Source organism: Streptomyces hokutonensis (assembly GCF_042751305.1).
GTDB classification, from domain to species: domain Bacteria; phylum Actinomycetota; class Actinomycetes; order Streptomycetales; family Streptomycetaceae; genus Streptomyces; species Streptomyces hokutonensis_A.
The window spans coordinates 19,201-40,099 of the sequence record NZ_JBHYWD010000009.1; the positions used below are offsets into that span (position 1 = coordinate 19,201).

Sequence of the window (20,899 nt, forward strand, 5' to 3'; positions counted from 1 at the left end):
TCGCCAACGGACCTGGGCCGAACGGGTGAGCAGCGGGTGAGAAGCAGGTAACCAGGGCGCGTCCCTGTCGACTCGAGTCACCAGTGTGTCGACGTGAGTGCGGAGCGTGGCCGGAAGCCATCTCGTCCGGGCGCTGATACCCTGGTAGCCCGTGGACCGGTGGGCACAAAACCCCCGACCGCAACTCGAACCGCGACCACGGGAGCCCCCTCTTGGCCATGACGCCCAAATCCACGACGACCAAGCACATCTTCGTCACCGGGGGTGTCGCCTCCTCGCTCGGCAAGGGCCTGACCGCCTCCAGCCTCGGCATGCTCCTCAAGGCGCGGGGCCTGCGCGTCGTGATGCAGAAGCTCGACCCGTATCTGAACGTCGACCCCGGCACGATGAACCCCTTCCAGCACGGTGAGGTCTTCGTCACCAACGACGGTGCCGAGACCGACCTGGACATCGGTCACTACGAGCGTTTCCTCGACCGAGACCTGGACGGCAGCGCCAACGTCACCACCGGCCAGGTCTACTCGACGGTCATCGCCAAGGAGCGGCGCGGCGAGTACCTCGGCGACACCGTGCAGGTCATCCCGCACATCACCAACGAGATCAAGCACCGCATCCGGCGGATGGCGACCGACGAGGTCGACGTCGTCATCACCGAGGTCGGCGGCACGGTCGGCGACATCGAGTCGCTGCCGTTCCTGGAGACGGTCCGCCAGGTCCGCCACGAGGTCGGCCGGGACAACGTGTTCGTGGTCCACATCTCGCTCCTGCCGTACATCGGCCCCTCGGGAGAGCTGAAGACGAAGCCCACCCAGCACTCGGTTGCGGCCCTGCGGAACATCGGTATCCAGCCGGACGCGATCGTGCTGCGCTCCGACCGCGAGGTGCCGACCGCGATCAAGCGCAAGATCTCGCTGATGTGCGACGTCGACGAGGCCGCCGTGGTCGCCTGCCCCGACGCCCGCTCGATCTACGACATCCCCAAGACCGTGCACAGCGAGGGCCTGGACGCCTATGTCGTCCGCAAGCTGGACCTCCCGTTCCGCGATGTGGACTGGCGGACCTGGGACGACCTGCTCGACCGCGTTCACAACCCGCTGCACGAGATCAACCTCGCGCTGGTCGGCAAGTACATCGACCTGCCCGACGCCTATCTCTCGGTCACCGAGGCCCTGCGTGCCGGCGGCTTCGCCAACAAGGCCCGAGTGAAGATCAAGTGGGTCACCTCGGACGACTGCAAGACCCCGGCCGGGGCCGCCAAGCAGCTCGCCGACGTCGACGCCATCTGCATCCCCGGCGGCTTCGGCGACCGCGGTGTCTCCGGCAAGGTCGGCGCCATCCAGTACGCCCGCGAGCACAAGATCCCGCTGCTCGGCCTCTGCCTGGGCCTCCAGTGCATCGTGATCGAGGCCGCGCGCAACCTGGCCGGCATCGAGGACGCCAACTCCACCGAGTTCGACGCGGCCACCGGCCACCCCGTCATCTCCACCATGGCCGAGCAGCTCGACATCGTCGCCGGCGAGGGCGACATGGGCGGCACCATGCGCCTGGGCATGTACCCGGCCAAGCTCGCCGAGGGCTCCATCGTGCGCGAGGTGTACGACGGCAAGGAGTACGTCGAGGAGCGCCACCGCCACCGCTACGAGGTCAACAACGCCTACCGCGCCGAACTGGAGAAGAAGGCCGGACTGCAGTTCTCCGGCACCTCACCGGACGGCAAGCTCGTCGAGTACGTCGAGTACCCGCGCGAGGCGCACCCTTACCTCGTCGCCACCCAGGCCCACCCCGAGCTGCGCTCCCGCCCGACCCGGCCGCACCCGCTCTTCGCGGGCCTGGTCAAGGCGGCCGTGGCACGCAAGACGGGCAAGTAGTACGAGGGTTGTACGGTGACCGGGGTGTGCGCCTTCAAGAGGTGTGCGCCCCGGTTTCTTTTGTAATGCAGGTCTTTGCAATGCAGGCACGTGCGCGGGAGGACAGGGCATGACCATCAAGGACACCCCGGAGGAGTGGGAGATCCGGGCGACCGCGACCCCCTTCGTCGGCAACAAGACCTCCGTGCGCACCGACGACGTCGTGATGCCCGGCGGCGCGGTCGTGCACCGCGACTACCAGGTCCACCCCGGCTCCGTGGCCGTCCTCGCCCTCGACGAGCAGGACCGGGTGCTGCTCATCAAGCAGTACCGCCACCCCGTGCGGCAGAAGCTGTGGGAGATCCCGGCCGGCCTGCTCGACATCCCCGGCGAGAACCCGCTGCACGCCGCCCAGCGCGAGCTGTACGAGGAGGCGCACGTCAAGGCCGAGGACTGGCGGGTGCTGACCGACGTCTACACCACGCCCGGCGGCTGCGACGAGGCCATCCGCATCTTCCTCGCCCGCGGCCTGTCCGAGGCCGACGGACAGCGCTTCGAGGTCGAGGACGAGGAGGCCGACATGGAGCACGCGCGCGTGCCCCTCGACGACCTGGTCCGCGGGGTCCTCGCCGGCGAACTGCACAACAACTGCCTCGTCGTCGGCGTCCTCTCCCTGGTCGCCGCCCGGCACGGCGAGGGCATCGACGCACTGCGGCCCGCCGAGGCGCCGTGGCCGGCGCGTCCCTTCGAGCCCTGAAGCCACAATTCCCCTGAAGCCACACCTCATCCTTTCGGCGTCCTTCGGCGTCTTCCGGTGTGACGATCGGCTGATCCGATCGGGGGATGTGCCCGCCGCGCTCCGCACGGTTCGTCGCAGAGCGTGAACTAGGCTCTGCAAATGCCCGATCCGGAGTCCCGGCGGGCTTTGCGCGTGCAGTGGGACGGGAGTGTGGCCCGTGACGGATCAGGCGGTGGACACAGATGGCGTGAAGCTGTCCGAGGACACTTCTGCCGAGGGCCAATTCCTGGGCCGCGCAAGAGAGTTGAAGGAGCTGCGGGCCGACATCGAGCGCGCGGGCCTGGACACCATCGCCGGCCGGAAGGCGCCCCGCGCGCGCGTCCTGCTCATCGCGGGCAAGCCCGGCTCGGGGCGCACCGCCCTCGCCGCTGAACTCGTCCGGCAGGTCGCTGACCGTTACGACCACGGAGTGCTCCGGGCCCGGCTCAGCGAGCCCGACGGCACCCCCGTCCCCACCGAGCGCACCGCCCGCGAACTGCTCACCGCCCTGGAGCTGCCGACCCCGGCCGGCGCCTCCGAGGACGACCTCTCGGACATCCTGCGCGCCGCCCTCGCCGACCGGCGGGCCCTGCTCCTGCTCGACGACGCGGCCGACGCCGAGCAGGTCGACGCGCTCCTGCCGGACACCCCGGACTGTCTGGTCGTCGCCGTCTCCGGCGGCCCGCTCACCGGCATCGCGGACGTCCGCCCCTGCACCCTGGGCGGCCTCGACACCAAGTCCGCGCTGGAACTCCTCACCCGCTACACCGGCGCGGTCCGCATCACCGTCGACCCGCTCGCCGCCGAGGGACTGGTCGAGGCCTGCCGGGCCCAGCCCGCCGCGCTGACCCTGGCCGGCGGCTGGCTCGCCGCCCGCCCCCAGGCCGCCGTCGCCGACCTCGCCAAGCACCTGCACGCCGAGAGCGACGAGGGCACCCCGCTGAGCCGCGTCTTCCGGCTCGTCTACGGCTCGCTGCCCAGCCCCGCCGCCCGGATACTGCGACTGCTCTCCCTCGCCCCGGCCGGCCTGGTCGACCCGCAGACCGCCTCCGCCCTCGCCGGCTGCTCCGTCAACGGCGCCCGCGCCGCCCTGGAGGACTTCGTCACCGCGGGCCTGCTGCGCGCCCTGGACTCCCCGCTGCCGCGGTACGAGGTCCCCGGCTGCCTCCAGCCCCTGCTGCGCGCCCTCGCCGAGACCCAGGACCGCCCGGCCGAACTCCAGCTGGCCCGTGCCCGCATGCTGGAGCGGACCGTAAGGCTGCTCCAGTCCTGCCGCGCCATCACCGAGACCGACAGCCCCCAGGCCCGCGAAAAACTCCTCGGCATGCCCAGCGCGCTGCGCTTCCCGAACCCCCGGGCCGCCGCCGACTGGCTGCGGCTCAGTCAGCCCGCCCTGCTGGCCTCCGCTCGCCTCGCGGTCGCCGACGGCGAACTCGACACACTGGCCCGCCGGTTGATGTCCCAGCTGGTGCGCGCGATGGTCGCCCACTTCGGCACCCAGGCCGCCGCGCCCGAGCTCTACGGCATCCACCGCCTCGTCCTGGACGTGGCCGAGCGCCGGAACCTGCCCCGGGAGAAGGCCGCCGCGCTGCTGAACCTCGCCGATCTGGACGCGCAGACCGGCCGTACGACCGAGGCGCTGGCCCGCTACCGGGCCGCGCTGGACGCCGGACGCGAAGCGAATGACCCGTATGCGACCGGCCGCGCGATGGAATCCGTAGGCGGCGCGCACCAGGAGCTCGGGGACTACGACCGGGCAGCCGACTGGTTCGGCCGCGCGCTGGCCCAGCGGCTGGCCCGGGACGAGCGGGCGGAGGCCGCCCGGCTCTACGGCCGGATCGGCGCCGCGCACACCTACGCGGGCCGCTACGGCGAAGCGCTGAGGAACTGGCGGGCGGCCGTCGCCGGGTACCGCAAGAACGGCGATGTGCCCGCCCAGGCACGGGCGTTGAGCGAGCTGGCCCGGGTCCAGGAGTACGCCGGCCGCCCCGAGGAGTCACTGCTCACCTGCCACGAGGCGGTCGAGTGGGCGCGCCGCGCCGAGGACGTACGGCTCCAGGCGGCGCTGCAGCTGCGGCTGGCCGACACCCTCGACCGGCTCGGCGATCCGGCGTCCGCCGCGCTGCACCGCGGCACGGCCGAACGGATGCTCGGCGAGGAGCTCCAGGAGGGTGATCCGGCTCCCGAATCCCTGGAACATGACGCTAACGCCTGCGAAATCCGTAGTACATCCACTGAAGATTGATGCATTGAAAGGCTAGACACCGAGAACGCCTTCATTAAACTGGCTCTGCCGCACCTTCTCCTGCGGTCTCCCGGTGCGCTCACGCATGTCCGGGTATGAGATGTATTGCCCCACACCCTCTGAGCCAAGGACCGTGATCGACGTGAAGGTCGGCATCCCCCGCGAGGTCAAGAACAACGAGTTCCGGGTGGCCATCACCCCCGCCGGCGTGCACGAGCTGGTGCGCAACGGCCACCAGGTCCTCATCGAGCAGAACGCCGGCGTCGGCTCCTCGATCCCGGACGGCGAGTACGTGGCGGCGGGCGCGAAGATCCTCGCCACCGCCGACGAGGTCTGGGCCGCCGCCGACCTGCTGCTCAAGGTCAAGGAGCCCATCGCCGAGGAGTACCACCGCCTCCGCAAGGACCAGACGCTCTTCACCTACCTGCACCTGGCCGCCTCCAAGGAGTGCACCGACGCGCTCGTCGAGTCCGGCACCACGGCGATCGCCTACGAGACCGTCGAGCTGCCCGGCCGTGCCCTGCCGCTGCTCGCCCCGATGTCGGAGGTCGCCGGCCGGCTGGCCCCGCAGGTCGGCGCCTACCACCTCATGCGCTCGGTCGGCGGCCGCGGTGTGCTCCCCGGCGGTGTCCCCGGCACCCAGCCCGCACGCGCCGTCGTCATCGGCGGCGGTGTCTCCGGCTGGAACGCCACCCAGATCGCCGTCGGCATGGGCTTCCACGTCACGCTGCTCGACCGGGACATCAACAAGCTCCGCGAGGCCGACAAGGTCTTCGGCACCAAGGTCCGGGCGATCATGTCCAACTCCTTCGAGCTGGAGAAGGCCGTCCTGGACGCCGATCTCGTCATCGGCGCGGTGCTCATCCCGGGCGCCAAGGCCCCGAAGCTGGTCACCAACGAACTCGTGTCTCGGATGAAGCCCGGAAGTGTGCTTGTCGACATCGCGATCGACCAGGGCGGCTGCTTCGAGGACTCGCGTCCGACCACCCACGCCGAGCCGACCTTCCCGGTCCACGACTCGGTCTTCTACTGCGTCGCCAACATGCCCGGCGCGGTGCCCAACACGTCCACCTACGCGCTCACCAACGCCACGCTCCCGTACATCGTGGAACTCGCCAACCGAGGCTGGGCCGAGGCGCTGCGACGTGATCCTGCTCTCGCCAAGGGCCTCAACACCCATGACGGCAAGGTGATTTACCGCGAGGTCGCCGAGGCGCACGGACTGGAGCACGTCGAGCTGGAGAGCCTGCTCGGCTGACGTCCGGCCGGCTCTGTCGACTAAGTCACCGTTCAGCAAAAGGCGATACGTCAACACAGGTCGTCAACACCGCACACCCGGCCGGACCTTGGTCGACAGGTCCGGCCGGAAGTGTGTGTATGGTCACTTTGCGGCACTCGGTCAACTCGCGCCGAACGTAACCCTTGAACCGATTCGTGCACCGGTGAAACCTGCCGTGCGACTGCCGTACGCCCTTGACAGAGGGATGTTTCATTGCCGACACATCGGGCCGGGTCCGGCGGATTGTGTTGCTGCGAACACCCGACACGCCATAGAGTCGCCAACCGTCGGCATGGTGCCACGCTGACCTATCGAGAAGTTCCCTGGTCACCAAGGAGGTAAGACGACTTGTGAATGAGTCGACATTTTCTCCCGGGGGTGGTCAACCAGGAATGCCGGCAAGGGGCCAGGAGCCCGCGGGGTTCGAGGCTGTCGGCTCCGTCGCTGTGCGCACCTTCGCAGCCCACCAGAGTCACCACAAGCCAGGGGTGACCCAGCCAGCACACCAGAGCATGGATGGCCATCACGTGAACGCCATGGCCGGCGACGGAAGGGGCGCGCCCCACAACCATTTCGCCGACTACGACGAACTGCCCGACGGGCACTTCTACGACCCCGACGCCGAGTACGAGCCCGATCCCGAGTACGCGGCCACACTCGCGCCCGACGCCGCCCGCCAGCGCCGTGAGCGCGTGGGCCCGACCGGACGCCCGCTCCCGTACTTCCCGATCCCGGGCCCGCTGACCAGTCACGGCCCCGCGACGATCATCGCGATGTGCAACCAGAAGGGCGGCGTCGGCAAGACCACGTCGACCATCAACCTGGGTGCCGCGCTCGCGGAGTACGGCCGACGCGTACTGCTCGTCGACTTCGACCCGCAGGGCGCGCTGTCGGTCGGACTGGGCGTGAATCCCATGGAGTTGGACCTCACCGTCTACAACCTGCTCATGGAGCGGGGCATGTCGGCCGACGAGGTGCTCCTCAAGACAGCTGTCCCGAACATGGACTTGCTGCCGAGCAACATCGACCTGTCCGCCGCCGAAGTGCAGTTGGTGAGCGAGGTCGCGCGCGAGTCCACCCTGCAAAGGGCGTTGAAGCCGCTGATGGCCGACTACGACTACATCGTGATCGACTGTCAGCCCTCCCTCGGCCTGCTCACCGTGAACGCCCTGACGGCGGCTCACAAGGTGATCGTGCCGCTGGAGTGCGAGTTCTTCGCGCTGCGCGGTGTCGCGCTGCTGACCGAGACGATCGAGAAGGTCCAGGAGCGGCTCAACCCCGAGCTGGAGCTCGACGGCATCCTCGCCACGATGTACGACTCCCGGACCGTGCACAGCCGTGAGGTGCTCGCCCGCGTGGTCGAGGCGTTCGACGATCACGTCTACCACACGGTCATCGGGCGCACGGTGCGCTTCCCGGAGACCACGGTCGCCGGTGAGCCGATCACCACGTACGCCTCCAACTCCGTCGGTGCCGCCGCCTATCGCCAGCTCGCCAGGGAGGTGCTCGCCCGGTGTCACGCCGAGTGAGTCTGCCGGGGGCCGACGAACTGTTCCGTACGACAGGGGGGATGGCGCTCCAGGCGTCCACCCCCAGGCGCCAGTCCAACGGAGAGGCACGGGTGCCGGCTCCGGCGGGGGAGAGCGACGGTGCCGCCGCCGGGGAGGACGCCCCGCAGTCCGTACCCGCACAGGGCGGTGACGGCGAGGGCGCGGAGCATGTCGCGGCCGACGCGGACGCGGGAGAATCCCGCAGCCGGGCCGTGGACGGCTCCGTACGACGCCAGGAGGCGCAGGAAGGTTCTGCCGCCCCCCAGCCCCGCAAACGCGGCCGACAGCCCGCCCAGCGGCGTCCCAGCGGGCGGGAGCGGCACGACGAGAAGATCACCGTGTACGTCTCCGCCGAGGAACTGATGGACCTGGAGCACGCCCGTCTGGTGCTCCGGGGCGAGCACGGCCTCGCGATCGACCGCGGCCGGATCGTCCGCGAGGCGGTCGCCGTCGTCCTGGCCGATCTGGAGTCCCGCGGGGACGCGAGCATTCTCGTACGCCGGCTCCGCGGGCGGTAGCGGTAGCCTGCGGGGGCCATGACCTCGAACGACGCTCCCGCCGCCGGCGCACCCGCCGGACGTCGGCGTGCGCTCGGGAAAGGGCCACTGGCTCCGCCGGTTGAGCCGGTTTCGCCTCCTGCGGAGAGCGAGTTGTCGACCGAGGTCGATTCTCCGGTTCCCGACGACGGTGTTTTCAAGGTCCGGCTCGCCAACTTCGAGGGCCCGTTCGACCTCCTCCTCCAGCTGATCTCGAAGCACAAGCTCGATGTCACCGAGGTGGCGCTGTCCAAGGTCACCGACGAGTTCATGGCGCACATCAGGGCGATGGGGCCCGACTGGGATCTCGATCAGACGACCGAGTTCCTTGTCGTCGCGGCGACCCTGCTGGATCTGAAGGCGGCCCGGCTGCTGCCCGCCGCCGAGGTCGAGGACGAGGCCGACCTGGCGCTGCTGGAGGCCCGGGACCTGCTGTTCGCGCGGCTGTTGCAGTACCGGGCGTACAAGCAGATCGCCGAGATCTTCAACCGGCGCCTCGACGAGGAGGCCCGGCGCTACCCCCGTACCGTCGGACTCGAACCGCACCACGCCGAGCTGTTGCCCGAGGTGGTCATCAGGATCGGCCCCGAGGGCTTCGCCAGGCTCGCCGTGAAGGCGATGCAGCCCAGGCCCAAGCCGCAGGTGTACGTCGACCACATCCACGCGCCGCTGGTCAGCGTGCAGGAGCAGGCCGGGATCGTGGTGGCGCGGCTGCGGGAGCTCGGCGAGGCCAGCTTCAGCGTCCTCGTCGACGACACCGACGACACCCTGACCGTCGTGGCGAGGTTCCTGGCGCTGCTGGAGCTGTACCGGGAGAAGGCCGTCGCCCTGGACCAGGAGACCGCGCTCGGGGAGCTGATCGTGCGCTGGACGGGCGGGGAGGGGGAAGTCGAGCCGGTGGTGACCGACGAGTTCGACCGGCCGCCCGAGGTGCCCAAGGAGACCAAGGAGGAGTCGGCGTGAGCGAGGAGACCACGGGAGTACCGGCGAGCCCGTCCGGCGTCGCGGAACTCGACCTCAAGCCCGCCCTGGAGGCCGTCCTCATGGTCGTGGACGAGCCCGCGACCGTCGAGCACCTCGCGAAAATACTCCAGCGGCCCAAACGGCGGATCACGGACGCGCTGCGCGAGCTGGCCGACGAGTACACGGTTCAGGGGCGCGGTTTCGAGCTGCGGCTGATCGCCGGGGGCTGGCGTTTCTACTCCCGCCCGGAGTTCGCTCCGGCCGTCGAGGGCTTCGTCCTGGACGGCCAGCAGGCCCGGCTCACCCAGGCGGCGCTGGAGACCCTGGCGGTCGTCGCGTACCGCCAGCCGGTCAGCCGCAGCAGGGTCTCGATGGTCCGCGGAGTCAACTGCGACGGTGTGATGCGCACCCTCTTGCAGCGGGGTCTGGTCGAGGAGGCGGGCACGGAACCCGAAACAGGTGCGATCCTGTACGTGACGACGAACTACTTTCTGGAGCGGATGGGCCTGCGAGGCCTGGACGAGCTCCCGGAGCTCGCGCCCTTCCTCCCTGAGGCCGAGGCGATCGAGGCGGAGACGCTGGAAGGGGTCCCGTCGTTCGATCCGGATGCACCGGATGCAGATGCAGACGACACGACGACGACGGAACTTTGATGCGAAGCAGTGGCAGTGGCAGCAGTGGTGGCGGCGGTAGGAGCGGCGGGCGCGGCAACCCCCGCGGGACCGGCGGGGGCGGCAATCCCCGGGGTTCCGGTGGGGGCGGCGGCGGTCGTGGTTCCGGCGCGGGCAACTCCCGGGGGGCCGGCGGGGGCGGCTCCCAGCCGAGGGGCGCGGGAGGCCGCGACGACAAGCCGAAGCGCGCCGGAAAGCCGCGTCCCGAGGAGCGGCGCTACGACGTAGGCCCCACGGGATCCCACGAAGGCCCCAAGTCAGGGCGCGGTGCCGCCGCGCGCGGCGGTGCCAAGGGCGGCCCCAAGCAGGGCCAGAGCACCGGGCGCGGGCGCTGGGCGCCGGCCACCTCGCGTGAGTACGACGCGCGGGCCGAGGAGCGCAACCGGGAGCGGTACGCGGGCAAGAAGGACGTCAAGCTGCCCAAGACCTTCCCGGGCGCCGAGCAGGAGGGCGAGCGGCTGCAGAAGGTCCTCGCGCGCGCGGGCTACGGCTCCCGGCGCTCCTGCGAGGAGCTGATCGAGCAGTCCCGCGTCGAGGTCAACGGCGAGATCGTGGTCGAGCAGGGGCTGCGGGTCGACCCGGAGCACGACGAGATCAAGGTCGACGGGCTGACGGTGGCGACGCAGTCGTACCAGTTCTTCTCGCTGAACAAGCCCGCCGGTGTCGTGGCGACGATGGAGGACCCCGAGGGCCGGCAGTGTCTCGGCGACTACGTCACCAACCGCGAGACACGTCTTTTCCACGTCGGGCGGCTCGACACCGAGACCGAAGGTGTGATCCTGCTCACCAACCACGGCGAGTTGGCGCACCGCCTGACCCACCCCAAGTACGGCGTGAAGAAGACCTACCTCGCGCACATCGTGGGCCCGATCCCGCGCGATCTGGGCAAGCAGCTGAAGGACGGCATCCAGCTGGAGGACGGGTACGCGCGTGCGGACCACTTCCGGGTCGTCGAGCAGACCGGCAAGAACTACCTGGTCGAGGTGACCCTCCACGAGGGCCGCAAGCACATCGTCCGCCGCATGCTCGCGGAGGCCGGCTTCCCGGTCGACAAGCTGGTCCGGGTCTCCTTCGGCCCGATCACCCTGGGCGACCAGAAGTCGGGCTGGCTGCGACGGCTGTCGAACACCGAGGTCGGGATGCTGATGCAGGAAGTCGATCTCTAAGGTCTGTCTGTTTGTGACGGCCGGTTCCGGGTTTTCCGGGGCCGGCCGTTTCCGTTTCCGTCCGTCGCGGGGGTTGTGCGGGACCGCGATCGCTCTTTATAGTCAAGATGACTATTAACGGGGTGGATCACCATGACCGCAACACCGGCCTACGACAAGTACGCCTTCGAACCCTTCGCCGTCACCGCCGACCTCGCCGTCCTCACGATCCGCGCGGGCGCCCTGCACGTCCTGCTCGTCGAGCGCGGACAGGAGCCGTACGCCGGACACTGGGCGCTGCCCGGTGGCTTCGTGGCGCCCGACGAGTCCGCCGAGACGGCCGCCCGGCGTGAACTCGCCGAGGAGACCGGCCTGTCGGACGTCTCCGGGCTGCACCTGGAGCAGCTGCGCACCTACAGCGAGCCCGACCGCGACCCCCGGATGCGGGTCGTCACCGTCGCCTTCGCCGCACTGCTGCCCGACCCGCCCGAACCGCGTGCGGGCAGCGACGCGGCGCAGGCCCGCTGGCTGCCGTACGACTCGCTCGGGCCGCTCGCCTTCGACCACGACCGGATCCTGGCCGACGCGCACGAACGGGTGGGCGCCAAGCTGGAGTACAGCTCCCTCGCCACCGCCTTCTGCCCGCCCGAGTTCACGCTCGGAGAGCTCCAGCAGGTCTACGAGACCGTGTGGGGCGGCGAGTTGGACCGCCCCAACTTCCGCCGCAAGGTGCTCGCCACGCCGGGGTTCGTCGAACCGGTGCCGGGCGGCGCCAAGTTGACCGGCGGTCGCGGCAAACCGGCCGCGCTGTACCGCGCCGGCACCGCCACCACCCTGTACCCGCCGCTGCTCCGCCCGACCCGGGAAGGAAGCCCCGCATGACCACGACCAGCGTCCGCAAGCGCGCCGCCACCGGAGCCCTGATCGGCCTCGCCCTCGGGGACGCACTGGGCTTCCCGACCGAGTTCAACGCCGTGCCCGACATCCTCGCCAAGTGCGGTCCCTGGCGGGGGATGGAGCTGACGAAGCCGGCGATCGTCAGCGACGACACGCAGATGACGCTGGCGTTGGGGCGCGGGCTGCGAACCGCCATGGACCGAGGGCTACTTGGGCCCAAGCGGATGGAACGGCCCGTGCGCGAGGAGTTCGTGGACTGGTACCAGTCGCCGGAGAACAACCGTGCCCCCGGCCGGACTTGCCTCGTCGCCTGCAACCTGCTGAAGGCCGAGGACCGGCTCTGGCAGGACGCCAGCCAGATCGGTTCGAAGGGCTGCGGGGCCAATATGCGGGTCGCGCCGATCGGACTCGTCCCGGGTCTGAGCGACGAACAGCGGTCCGGCGCCGCCCAGTTGCAGTCCGCGCTCACCCACGGCCACCCGACCGCGCTCGCCGCGTCCGACCTCACCGCGCACGCCGTACGACTCCTCGCGCAGGGCGCCGAACCGACCGGACTGGTCGGGCTGCTGCGGTCGTACGCCCTGGAGAACCGCACCCGCTACCACCACCGCTGGCTCGGCGACCTGTGGACCCGCAGCCAGGACCCCACGCCCGAGCACTTCATCGCGCGCGGCTGGGACGACTGCCTGGAGATCCTGGACCGGCTCCAGAACGCGGTACGCGCCAACTCCCCGGAGACCGACCCCTGTCTGGCCACCGGCGAGGGCTGGATCGCCGAAGAGGCCCTGGCGACCGGCCTGTTGTGCTTCCTCCTCTTCGTCGAGGAACCCGTCACCGCCCTGCGCCGGGCCGCCTGCACCTCCGGCGACTCGGACTCGATCGCCTGCCTCACGGGGGCCTTCGCGGGCGCCCACCTCGGCGCGGACGCCTGGCCGGAGGAGTGGGCCGGGCGGATCGAGTACCGGGGGGAGCTGCTGGCGCTGGGGGCGCTCTGGGACGCTTGACCGATGACCGACGTTCTGGACATCGACCTCAAGCCCGTGGTGGCGGAGCAGCCCGACCCGCTGCTCTTCGCCACCGTCTCCGGCGCGCACCTGTACGGCTTCCCGTCCCGCGACTCGGACGTGGACCTCAGGGGTGTGCACCTGCTGCCCGCCGCCGAACTCGTCGGCCTGCGCGAGCCGGACGAGACACGGTCGAAGATGTGGCTGCGGGACGGTGTCGAGATGGACCTCGTCACCCACGACCTGCGCAAGTTCGTACGGCTGATGCTGCGGCGCAACGGCTATGTGCTGGAGCAACTGCTGTCGCCGCTCGTCGTGCACACCACCGACGCCCACCGGGAACTGGCCGCCCTGGCACCGGGTGTCCTCACCAGTCATCACGCCCACCACTACCGGGGATTCGCCACCACCCAGTGGCGGCTTTTCGAGAAGACCGGCGAACTCAAGCCGCTGCTCTACACGTTCCGGGTGCTGCTCACCGGCATCCATCTGATGCGCAGCGGCGAGGTGCAGGCCCATCTGCCCACGCTCGTCGGGGAGGTCGAGGCTCCGTCGTATGTGCCGGAGCTGATCGCGGCCAAGGTCGAGCGGGAACACGGGGCCGCCGACATCGACCACGCGCGTGTGCAGGGCGACATCGAGCGCCTGCACGGTGAACTGGACGCGGCGCAGGGGGCGTCAGCGCTCCCGGACACCCCGAGTACCTACGACGCCCTGCACGAGTTCGTCGTCCGGGTCCGGCTGGAGGGCTGAGGCGCGGCGGACCCGGACCAGGAAGTCCTCCACGCGGGCGCGGTCCGGCTCCGCCGGGAGTGGGGTGCGGGCCGCCGCCTCGTCCGTCTCCGTCGCCAGGCGGGTCATCCACGACTCGACCTCCGGCCACGGGACTTCGCCGCGTTTGACGGACAGCAGGGGGTCGCGCCGGTCGCCCACGTCGATCGTCAGGGTGCCCGTGCGGAGGACGTCGCGGGCGCTCATCAGCAGGCGGAGCAGATGCATCGCGTGTTTCCAGCGGGGCGCGCCGTGCAGGCGGTTGTCCGCGTCCAGCTTCTTGCGCTGGCCCAACGCGTAGCGCGTGAACGTCCCGTGGACCTGGCGGGAGAGGAACGCGCCGCGCAGGTCGAGGAGTTCACGGCCCGTGGCGTCGATGTGCTCGACGACGGGGGAGTGGAGGCACTCCAGGATGTTGGGGTTGGCGCGCAGGGCCAGTTCGCAGAAGCGCTCCAGTTCCCAGCTGAACTGTTCCTCCGCCGGGCCCTCCACATGTGTCGGCGGCTTCTCGAAGCGCCAGAACAGGGGAGTGGGGGCGAGGAACACGCCCCGGCGGTCGGTGTCGCTGCCCTCCGTCGCCAGGCCGAAGGCGCGCGACCCCATCACGCAGGCGTAGATCGTGTGGTCGCGGACCAGGGACTCGGGGTGCATTCCGGGAGCGTACGCGGCACTTCACGCCAGGTGGATCGAATTTCCCTCCACCGTGATCTGCTCCGCCGGGAGCGGCTTCGGCGCCGGGCCGCCCGCGACGGTACCGTCGGCGATGTTGAATTTGCTGCCGTGGCAAGGGCAGTTGATCGTGCCGTTCGCGATGGTGCTCACCGTGCAGCCCTGGTGGGTGCAGACCGCCGAGAAGGCCTTGAACTCGTCCTTCTTCGGCTGGGTCACCACGACCTTCTGGGCCTTGAGGATCTTGCCGCCGCCGACCGGGATGTCGGCGGTCTTCGCCAACTCCTGGCCGCCGGAGGCCTTCACGGACGACGAGCCCGAGGAGTCGTTGCCGTTGCCGTACTTGCTGCAGCCGGCGGCGAGCGCGGCGGCCGCACCCGTCGCGAGAACCGTGCGGCGCGTCGAGCTGTCGGTCATGTACTCACTCCGAAGGTGCGGAAGAACCAGAGGGCGGATGTCAGCCAGAGCAGGGTGAGGCCGGTGAAGACCAGCCCGCCGACGAGCGGCAGCAGCCAGCCGGGGAGGCGCTCCGAGCGGAGCAGCAGCATCTTGGCACTGAAGGCGCCGAAGAACAGGCACCCCAGGAGGGAATGCCACATGACGCGTGTCGAGTACGTCTGGTACCCGAACGCGTAGAGGCAGTGCACCGCGACCGGCACCGCCACCAGGAACGCGATCCGCCCCGACCAGCGGTGCAGGGTCGCCGACCAGCTCGGTCCCGGCAGCTTGCCGTAGACCATGAAGGCCGAGACGACCTGGACCAGGGCGAAGAAGAACGCGGTCGTCGCGAGCCAGGACTTCACGGCGCCCGTGCTGCTGAAGCCGGCGAGGTTGAAGGCGGTGCCGGCCGGGTCGTGGACCTTGCCGTAGACACCGAGTCCGACGGCCACGGCCGCGGCCACCAGGGCCGGGACCACATAGCGTGCGGCGCTGTCGCGGCGGTGCGGGGGTGGTGGGAAGGCCTGGGTGGCGGCGTTCGGGTCGGCGGTCATGATCGGCTCCCTGAGGCGGATGGTGGGTCAGGGGGTGACGGGCTGTGCCGTGAGCTGCTGTCCGTCGACCGTGACCGCGCCGGTCTCCGGGTCGATACGGGGTGCGGCGGCGGCCTTGCCGTCGCGGGTGACGATGCCGGTCTGGCGGCCGTTCGGCAGCACGATCCAGCCGCCGTCGATCTTGGCGCCGCGCACCTTGGCCGTGGCACGCCACAGCCCGGACGGCTTGACTGCCTTGTCGGCGGTGAAGGCGTACTTGCGGCCCTCGTCCTTGACGGTGCCGCGGATCTTCGTCCCCTGCTGGAGCTTTCCGTCGAGTACGGCACCGTTCGGGGCGGTGAGTTTCATCGTGCCGTCGTCCGCGACCGGGCCGCGCAGCCAGGCCTCCTTGTAGCGGCCGTCGCAGAAGTACGCGACCGCCTTGCCGTCGCGGATCGTCACGGCGACCGAGGCGGCGTCGTCGTCGGTGCGGCCGGCGTAACTGGCGTTCGGGACCGCCGCCTTGGACGGTGTCGGGCTGGGCGTGACGGTCGGCGTCGGAGACGCGGGTGCCGACTTCTTCGGAGACGGTGACGGGGACGCCGACTGCGATGCCTCGCTGTACGAGGACGACGCGGTCTTCGTCCCCGACGTCACATTGAGCGTCAGCATGAACAGGCCCAGCACCAGACCAGCCAGAAGTGTGAGCAGTGGTCCAGGACGCTTCATTACTGTCCTCCCCCGAGGCGAGCTACCAGCCCATGAGAGCGGACTCAGGGCCGTGCGTAAAGAGGCATACCGGGATGATCTCACCACCTGTAGCGGACCAGTAGCGGAACAGAGTGATTCAGGTGACATTGGCAGGGTTCGCGAGGCCCGCTCCGGCCCGTCTCAGGAGGCGGGCGCCGGGCACCCGTACCGGACGGGCTGACTAGGCTGGATGCGCACAGAGCCGTGAGGTACATCAGCGAGGAGCAGAGCAGTGGCGGTACGAGCGGTCCGGGGCGCCGTCCAACTGGACAGGGACGAGGCCGGCCACATGGACGAGCGGGTCGGCGAACTGCTCACCGCCGTCCTGGAGCGCAACGGCCTCACCGCCGACGACCTGATCAGCGTGTGGTTCACGGCCACGCCCGACCTGCACTGCGACTTCCCGGCCGCCGCAGCCCGCAAGCTCGGCAGCGCCTTCGCCGACGTACCGCTGATCTGCGCGCAGGAACTCGACATCGCGGGCGCCCTGCCCCGGGTCGTCCGCGTTCTCGCGCACATCGAGTCCGACAAGCCCCGCGCCGGCATCGCGCACGTCTACCTCGGTGCCGCCGCCGCCCTCCGCAAGGACATCGCCCAGTGAGAACCGCGCTCGTCATCGGCACCGGCCTCATCGGCACGTCCGCCGCGCTCGCCCTCGTCTCACGGGGTGTCGTCGTCCATCTCGCCGACCACGACCCCGAGCAGGCCCGTACGGCCGCCGCGCTCGGCGCCGGTACGGAGGAGGCGCCGGAGGCACCCGTCGACCTCGCGATCGTCGCCGCCCCGCCCGCGCTGGTGGCCGGGGTGCTCGCCGACGCGATGCGCCGGGGCGTGGCCCGCGGCTACCTCGACGTGGCCAGCGTCAAGGGCGGCCCGCGCCGCGAGCTGGAGGCGCTCGGCCTGGACCTCTCGTCGTACATCGGCTCGCACCCCATGTCGGGCCGGGAGAAGTCGGGCCCGCTGGCCGCGACCGCCGACCTCTTCGAGGGCCGCCCCTGGGTGCTGACGCCCACCCGGGACACGGACACCGAGGTGCTGAACCTCGCGTTGGAACTGGTCTCGCACTGCCGTGCCGTACCGGTCGTCATGGACGCCGACGCCCACGACCGTGCCGTGGCGCTGGTCTCCCACATGCCCCACCTGGTGTCCAGCATGGTCGCCGCGCGGCTGGAGAACGCCGAGGAGGCCGCCGTACGGCTGTGCGGGCAGGGGATCCGCGATGTGACCCGGATCGCCGCGTCCGACCCCCGCATGTGGATCGACATCCTGTCCGCGAACCCGGGGCCGGTCGCCGACCTGCTCACCGATGTCGCCGGGGACCTGGAGGAGACGGTGCGGGCGCTGCGCTCGCTGCAGTCGGCCGACGAGGACAAGCGCCGCGAGGGCGTCGACGGCATCGAGGACGTGCTGCGGCGCGGCAACGCGGGGCAGGTCCGCGTCCCCGGCAAGCACGGGTCCGCGCCGCGGGTGTACGAGGTCGTGGCCGTTCTCATCGACGACCAGCCGGGTCAGCTGGCCCGGATCTTCGCGGACGCGGGGATGGCCGGGGTCAACATCGAGGACGTACGCATCGAGCACGCGACCGGGCAACAGGCGGGGCACGTACAGCTGATGGTGGAGCCGAAGGCCGCGCCCGTCCTCACCGCCGCGCTGCGGGAGCGGGGCTGGGCGATCCGGCAGTAGTGCCGTCCGGCCATCCGGCAGTAATACGCCGTGCGGGGAGCCAGTAACCTTGTGCGGGGCGCACTCGCGCCCCCACCCCGCTCACCACCACGCACCAGGAAGGTGTCCTCCCGTGGAAAACGGCGCCGCCCGGACCGCCCCGGCAGTGATTGTCGCCATCGACGGCCCCTCCGGCACGGGCAAGTCGAGCACGTCGAAGGCCGTGGCCGCGCAGCTCGGGCTGAGCTATCTGGACACCGGCGCCCAGTACCGGGCGATCACCTGGTGGATGGTGAACAACGGGATCGACCTCGCCGACCCCACCGCGATCGCCGACGCGGCGGGCAAGGCGGAGATCGTCTCGGGCACCGACCCGGCGAACCCGACGATCAGCGTCGACGGCGTGGACGTGGCCGGCCCGATCCGCACCCAGGAGGTCACCTCCAAGGTCAGCGCGGTCAGCGCGGTCCCCGAGGTGCGGGCCCGGATCACCGAGCTGCAGCGTTCACTGGCCGCCGAGGCGGAGCACGGGATCGTGGTGGAGGGGCGGGACATCGGTACGACCGTGCTGCCCGACGCCGACCTGAAGATCTTCCTCACCGCCTCTCCGGAGGCACGTGCCGCCCGCCGCAGCGGTGAGCTGAAGGGCGCCGACGTCCAGGCCACCCGCGAGGCGCTGCTGAAGCGGGACGCGGCCGACTCCTCGCGCAAGACCTCGCCGCTCGCGAAGGCGGACGACGCGGTCGAGGTGGACACCTCCGACCTCACGCTCCAGCAGGTCATCGAGTGCGTGGTCACCCTGGTCGGGGAGAAGCGGGCCGCCAAGTGACAGCTCCAACAGCTCCAACCGTCGCATCGGAGCGGGGCGCCGAGGTCGGGAGGCGCATCGGCGTCGGCCTGATGTACGGGCTGTGGAAGCCGCGCGTACTGGGCTCCTGGAAGGTGCCCGCCGCCGGTCCGGTGATCCTCGCCGTGAACCACTCCCACGGCGTCGACGGCCCCATGGTCATGGGCGTGGCACCCCGGCCGACGCACTTCCTGATCAAGAAGGAAGCGTTCGTCGGCCCGCTTGACCCCTTCCTGCTGCGTATCGGCCAGCTGAAGGTGGACCGTTCGGTCGCCGACCGTACGGCGATCACCGGGGCGCTGGACGTCCTGGCGGCCGGCGGTGTGCTGGGGATCTTCCCCGAGGGCACCCGGGGTGAGGGCGACTTCGCCTCGCTGCGTGCCGGGCTCGCCTACTTCGCGGTCCGCAGCGGCGCCCCGATCGTGCCGGTGGCCGTACTGGGCACCGCCGAGAAGAGCGGGCGGCTGATAAAGGCGCTGCCCCCGCTGCGCTCCCGCGTCGACGTCGTCTTCGGCGACCCGTTCGACGCGGGCGACGGCTCCGGCCGCCGTACCCGCAGGGCACTGGACGAGGCCACCGAGCGGATCCAGAAGCAGCTGGCCGCCCACCTGGACGATGCCAGGCGCCTCACCGGGCGCTAAGAGACACTTGAGTAGTGGATCACCCGAAATCCGGGGGTTCCACCGATCACCACGATGAACGAGGTACCCACTTCATGAACGACCAGATCCAGCCCGACGGCTCCGGCGAGGAGCACGAGCACGGGGCGCTCGGCGACGCCGAGTACGCGGAGTTCATGGAGCTCGCCGCCGTAGAGGGCTTCGACATCGAGGACGTCGAGGGCGCCATCGAGGAGGCCGGTCACGGGCCGCTGCCCGTCCTCGCCGTCGTCGGCCGGCCGAACGTCGGCAAGTCGACTCTCGTCAACCGCATCATCGGGCGGCGGGAAGCCGTCGTGGAGGACAAGCCCGGTGTCACCCGCGACCGCGTGACCTACGAGGCCGAGTGGGCGGGCCGCCGCTTCAAGGTCGTCGACACCGGCGGCTGGGAGCAGGACGTCCTCGGCATCGACGCCTCCGTGGCCGCGCAGGCCGAGTACGCGATCGAGGCCGCCGACGCGGTCGTCTTCGTCGTCGACGCCAAGGTCGGCGCCACCGACACCGACGAGGCGGTCGTCCGGCTGCTGCGCAAGGCCGGCAAGCCCGTCGTGCTGGCCGCCAACAAGGTCGACGGCCTCAGCGGCGAGTCCGACGCGGCCTACCTGTGGTCCCTGGGCCTCGGCGAGCCGCACCCCGTCTCCGCGCTGCACGGCCGCGGCACCGGCGACATGCTGGACGCCGTCCTGGAGGCGCTGCCCGAGGCGCCCGAGCAGACCTTCGGCACCGCGGTCGGCGGCCCCCGCCGGATCGCCCTGATCGGCCGCCCGAACGTCGGCAAGTCCTCGCTGCTGAACAAGGTCGCGGGCGAGGAGCGCGTCGTCGTCAACGAGATCGCGGGCACCACCCGTGACCCGGTCGACGAGCTGATCGAACTCGGCGGCGTCACCTGGAAGTTCGTCGACACGGCGGGCATCCGCAAGCGCGTCCACCTCCAGCAGGGCGCCGACTACTACGCCTCGCTGCGCACCGCCGCCGCCGTCGAGAAGGCGGAGGTCGCGGTCATCCTGATCGACGCCTCCGAGTCCATCTCGGTGCAGGACCAGCGCATCGTCACCATGGCCGTCGAGGCGGGCCGCGCCATCGTCCTCGCCTTCAACAAGTGGGACACCCTCGACGAGGAGCGCCGCTACTACCTGGAGCGCGAGATCGAGACCGAGCTCGCCCAGGTCGCGTGGGCGCCCCGGGTGAACATCTCGGCGCGCACCGGCCGCCACATGGAGAAGCTGGTCCCGGGCATCGAGACCGCCCTCGCCGGCTGGGAGACCCGCGTCCCGACGGGCCGCCTGAACGCCTTCCTCGGCGAACTGGTCGCCGCCCACCCGCACCCGGTCCGCGGCGGCAAGCAGCCCCGCATCCTCTTCGGCACCCAGGCCGGCACCAAGCCCCCGCGCTTCGTGCTCTTCGCCTCCGGCTTCATCGAGGCGGGCTACCGCCGCTTCATCGAACGCCGTCTGCGCGAGGAGTTCAGCTTCGACGGCACCCCGATCCACATCTCGGTCCGGGTCCGCGAGAAGCGCGGCAACAAGAAGAAGTAGCAGTCGTACGACGAGGAGGGCGGCCCCATTCGGAACAAGGGGCCCCCCCCCAGGGTTCGGGGCCCCGCCAGATACCCCGCCGTGGCCCGGCCGGGGGGGCCGGATTGTGTTCAAACCCGT

Annotated in this window: 21 protein-coding genes; 17 read left to right on the forward strand and 4 right to left on the reverse strand. The window is 70.6% G+C overall.

Features of this window, described 5'->3' with window-relative positions:
• Nucleotides 1-218: 218 nt before the first annotated feature.
• The 12 genes from ACFXC1_RS23765 to ACFXC1_RS23820 all read left to right on the forward strand — a co-directional run bounded on the left by ACFXC1_RS23765 (nt 219) and on the right by ACFXC1_RS23820 (nt 13,668).
• Nucleotides 219-1,868: a CTP synthase gene (locus tag ACFXC1_RS23765; protein ID WP_381245570.1), complete on the forward strand. Its 1,650-nt coding sequence runs from the start codon at nt 219-221 to the stop codon at nt 1,866-1,868.
• A 109-nt stretch (nt 1,869-1,977) separates the two neighbouring features.
• Nucleotides 1,978-2,604 carry an NUDIX domain-containing protein gene (locus ACFXC1_RS23770; RefSeq protein WP_381245572.1) on the forward strand — a complete coding sequence of 209 codons (627 nt, stop codon included), beginning with the start codon at nt 1,978-1,980 and terminating at the stop codon, nt 2,602-2,604.
• 199 nt (nt 2,605-2,803) lie between these two features.
• Nucleotides 2,804-4,870: a tetratricopeptide repeat protein gene (locus ACFXC1_RS23775; protein WP_381245574.1), complete on the forward strand. Its 2,067-nt coding sequence runs from the start codon at nt 2,804-2,806 to the stop codon at nt 4,868-4,870.
• A gap of 142 nt (nt 4,871-5,012) precedes the next feature.
• Nucleotides 5,013-6,128 carry an alanine dehydrogenase gene (gene ald, locus ACFXC1_RS23780; protein ID WP_381246115.1) on the forward strand — a complete coding sequence of 372 codons (1,116 nt, stop codon included), beginning with the start codon at nt 5,013-5,015 and terminating at the stop codon, nt 6,126-6,128.
• Nucleotides 6,129-6,541: 413 nt separating this feature from the next.
• Nucleotides 6,542-7,678 (forward strand): ParA family protein, encoded by a 1,137-nt coding sequence (locus ACFXC1_RS23785; RefSeq protein WP_381245576.1) that lies wholly within the window; start codon nt 6,542-6,544, stop codon nt 7,676-7,678.
• Nucleotides 7,663-8,217 carry a hypothetical protein gene (locus ACFXC1_RS23790; RefSeq protein WP_381245578.1) on the forward strand — a complete coding sequence of 185 codons (555 nt, stop codon included), beginning with the start codon at nt 7,663-7,665 and terminating at the stop codon, nt 8,215-8,217. Before ACFXC1_RS23785 ends, ACFXC1_RS23790 begins: the two co-directional genes overlap by 16 nt.
• Nucleotides 8,218-8,235: 18 nt before the next feature.
• The gene (locus tag ACFXC1_RS23795) at nt 8,236-9,198 is read left to right on the forward strand and encodes a segregation and condensation protein A (RefSeq protein WP_381245580.1); all 963 of its coding nucleotides are present in this window, start codon (nt 8,236-8,238) and stop codon (nt 9,196-9,198) included.
• Nucleotides 9,195-9,851, forward strand: coding sequence for an SMC-Scp complex subunit ScpB (gene scpB / locus ACFXC1_RS23800; protein WP_381245582.1), 657 nt, complete (start codon nt 9,195-9,197; stop codon nt 9,849-9,851). The genes ACFXC1_RS23795 and scpB overlap by 4 nt, the downstream gene beginning before the upstream one ends.
• Nucleotides 9,851-11,035 carry a pseudouridine synthase gene (locus tag ACFXC1_RS23805; RefSeq protein WP_381245583.1) on the forward strand — a complete coding sequence of 395 codons (1,185 nt, stop codon included), beginning with the start codon at nt 9,851-9,853 and terminating at the stop codon, nt 11,033-11,035. The genes scpB and ACFXC1_RS23805 overlap by 1 nt, the downstream gene beginning before the upstream one ends.
• Nucleotides 11,036-11,167: 132 nt before the next feature.
• Nucleotides 11,168-11,896, forward strand: coding sequence for an NUDIX hydrolase (locus tag ACFXC1_RS23810; RefSeq protein WP_381245584.1), 729 nt, complete (start codon nt 11,168-11,170; stop codon nt 11,894-11,896).
• Nucleotides 11,893-12,915 carry an ADP-ribosylglycohydrolase family protein gene (locus tag ACFXC1_RS23815; RefSeq protein WP_381245586.1) on the forward strand — a complete coding sequence of 341 codons (1,023 nt, stop codon included), beginning with the start codon at nt 11,893-11,895 and terminating at the stop codon, nt 12,913-12,915. The genes ACFXC1_RS23810 and ACFXC1_RS23815 overlap by 4 nt, the downstream gene beginning before the upstream one ends.
• 3 nt (nt 12,916-12,918) lie before the next feature.
• Nucleotides 12,919-13,668, forward strand: a complete 750-nt coding sequence (locus ACFXC1_RS23820; protein ID WP_381245588.1) for a nucleotidyltransferase domain-containing protein — start codon at nt 12,919-12,921, stop codon at nt 13,666-13,668.
• Here ACFXC1_RS23820 and ACFXC1_RS23825 read toward each other — a convergent pair.
• Genes ACFXC1_RS23825 through ACFXC1_RS23840 form a run of 4 tightly spaced genes read right to left on the reverse strand, consistent with a single transcriptional unit; the run spans nt 13,594 to nt 16,055 of the window.
• A complete protein-coding gene (locus ACFXC1_RS23825; RefSeq protein WP_381245590.1) occupies nt 13,594-14,337 on the reverse strand; it encodes a nucleotidyltransferase domain-containing protein in 744 nt (247 codons plus the stop codon). The two genes, ACFXC1_RS23820 and ACFXC1_RS23825, sit on opposite strands and share 75 nt — an antisense overlap.
• Nucleotides 14,338-14,358: 21 nt before the next feature.
• Nucleotides 14,359-14,772, reverse strand: coding sequence for a Rieske (2Fe-2S) protein (locus ACFXC1_RS23830; protein WP_381245592.1), 414 nt, complete (start codon nt 14,770-14,772; stop codon nt 14,359-14,361).
• Nucleotides 14,769-15,347 (reverse strand): DUF6529 family protein, encoded by a 579-nt coding sequence (locus ACFXC1_RS23835; RefSeq protein WP_381245594.1) that lies wholly within the window; start codon nt 15,345-15,347, stop codon nt 14,769-14,771. Before ACFXC1_RS23835 ends, ACFXC1_RS23830 begins: the two co-directional genes overlap by 4 nt.
• Nucleotides 15,348-15,374: 27 nt before the next feature.
• Nucleotides 15,375-16,055 (reverse strand): hypothetical protein, encoded by a 681-nt coding sequence (locus ACFXC1_RS23840; protein ID WP_381245595.1) that lies wholly within the window; start codon nt 16,053-16,055, stop codon nt 15,375-15,377.
• A 253-nt stretch (nt 16,056-16,308) separates the two neighbouring features.
• Between ACFXC1_RS23840 and aroH the strand changes: the two genes are divergently transcribed.
• From aroH to der, 5 genes are all read left to right on the forward strand, one after another.
• Complete coding sequence (aroH, locus tag ACFXC1_RS23845; protein ID WP_381245596.1) at nt 16,309-16,677, forward strand: chorismate mutase; 369 nt, start codon at nt 16,309-16,311, stop codon at nt 16,675-16,677.
• Entirely contained in the window at nt 16,674-17,759 is a 1,086-nt protein-coding gene (locus tag ACFXC1_RS23850; RefSeq protein WP_381245597.1) for a prephenate dehydrogenase, read from the forward strand. The genes aroH and ACFXC1_RS23850 overlap by 4 nt, the downstream gene beginning before the upstream one ends.
• A gap of 112 nt (nt 17,760-17,871) precedes the next feature.
• A complete protein-coding gene (gene cmk / locus ACFXC1_RS23855) occupies nt 17,872-18,567 on the forward strand; it encodes a (d)CMP kinase (protein ID WP_381245599.1) in 696 nt (231 codons plus the stop codon).
• On the forward strand, nt 18,564-19,226 hold the full coding sequence (locus ACFXC1_RS23860; protein ID WP_381245601.1) for a lysophospholipid acyltransferase family protein: 663 nt from the start codon (nt 18,564-18,566) through the stop codon (nt 19,224-19,226). The genes cmk and ACFXC1_RS23860 overlap by 4 nt, the downstream gene beginning before the upstream one ends.
• A 74-nt stretch (nt 19,227-19,300) precedes the next feature.
• Entirely contained in the window at nt 19,301-20,779 is a 1,479-nt protein-coding gene (der, locus tag ACFXC1_RS23865; RefSeq protein WP_019074912.1) for a ribosome biogenesis GTPase Der, read from the forward strand.
• The last annotated feature ends 120 nt before the right edge of the window (nt 20,780-20,899 follow it).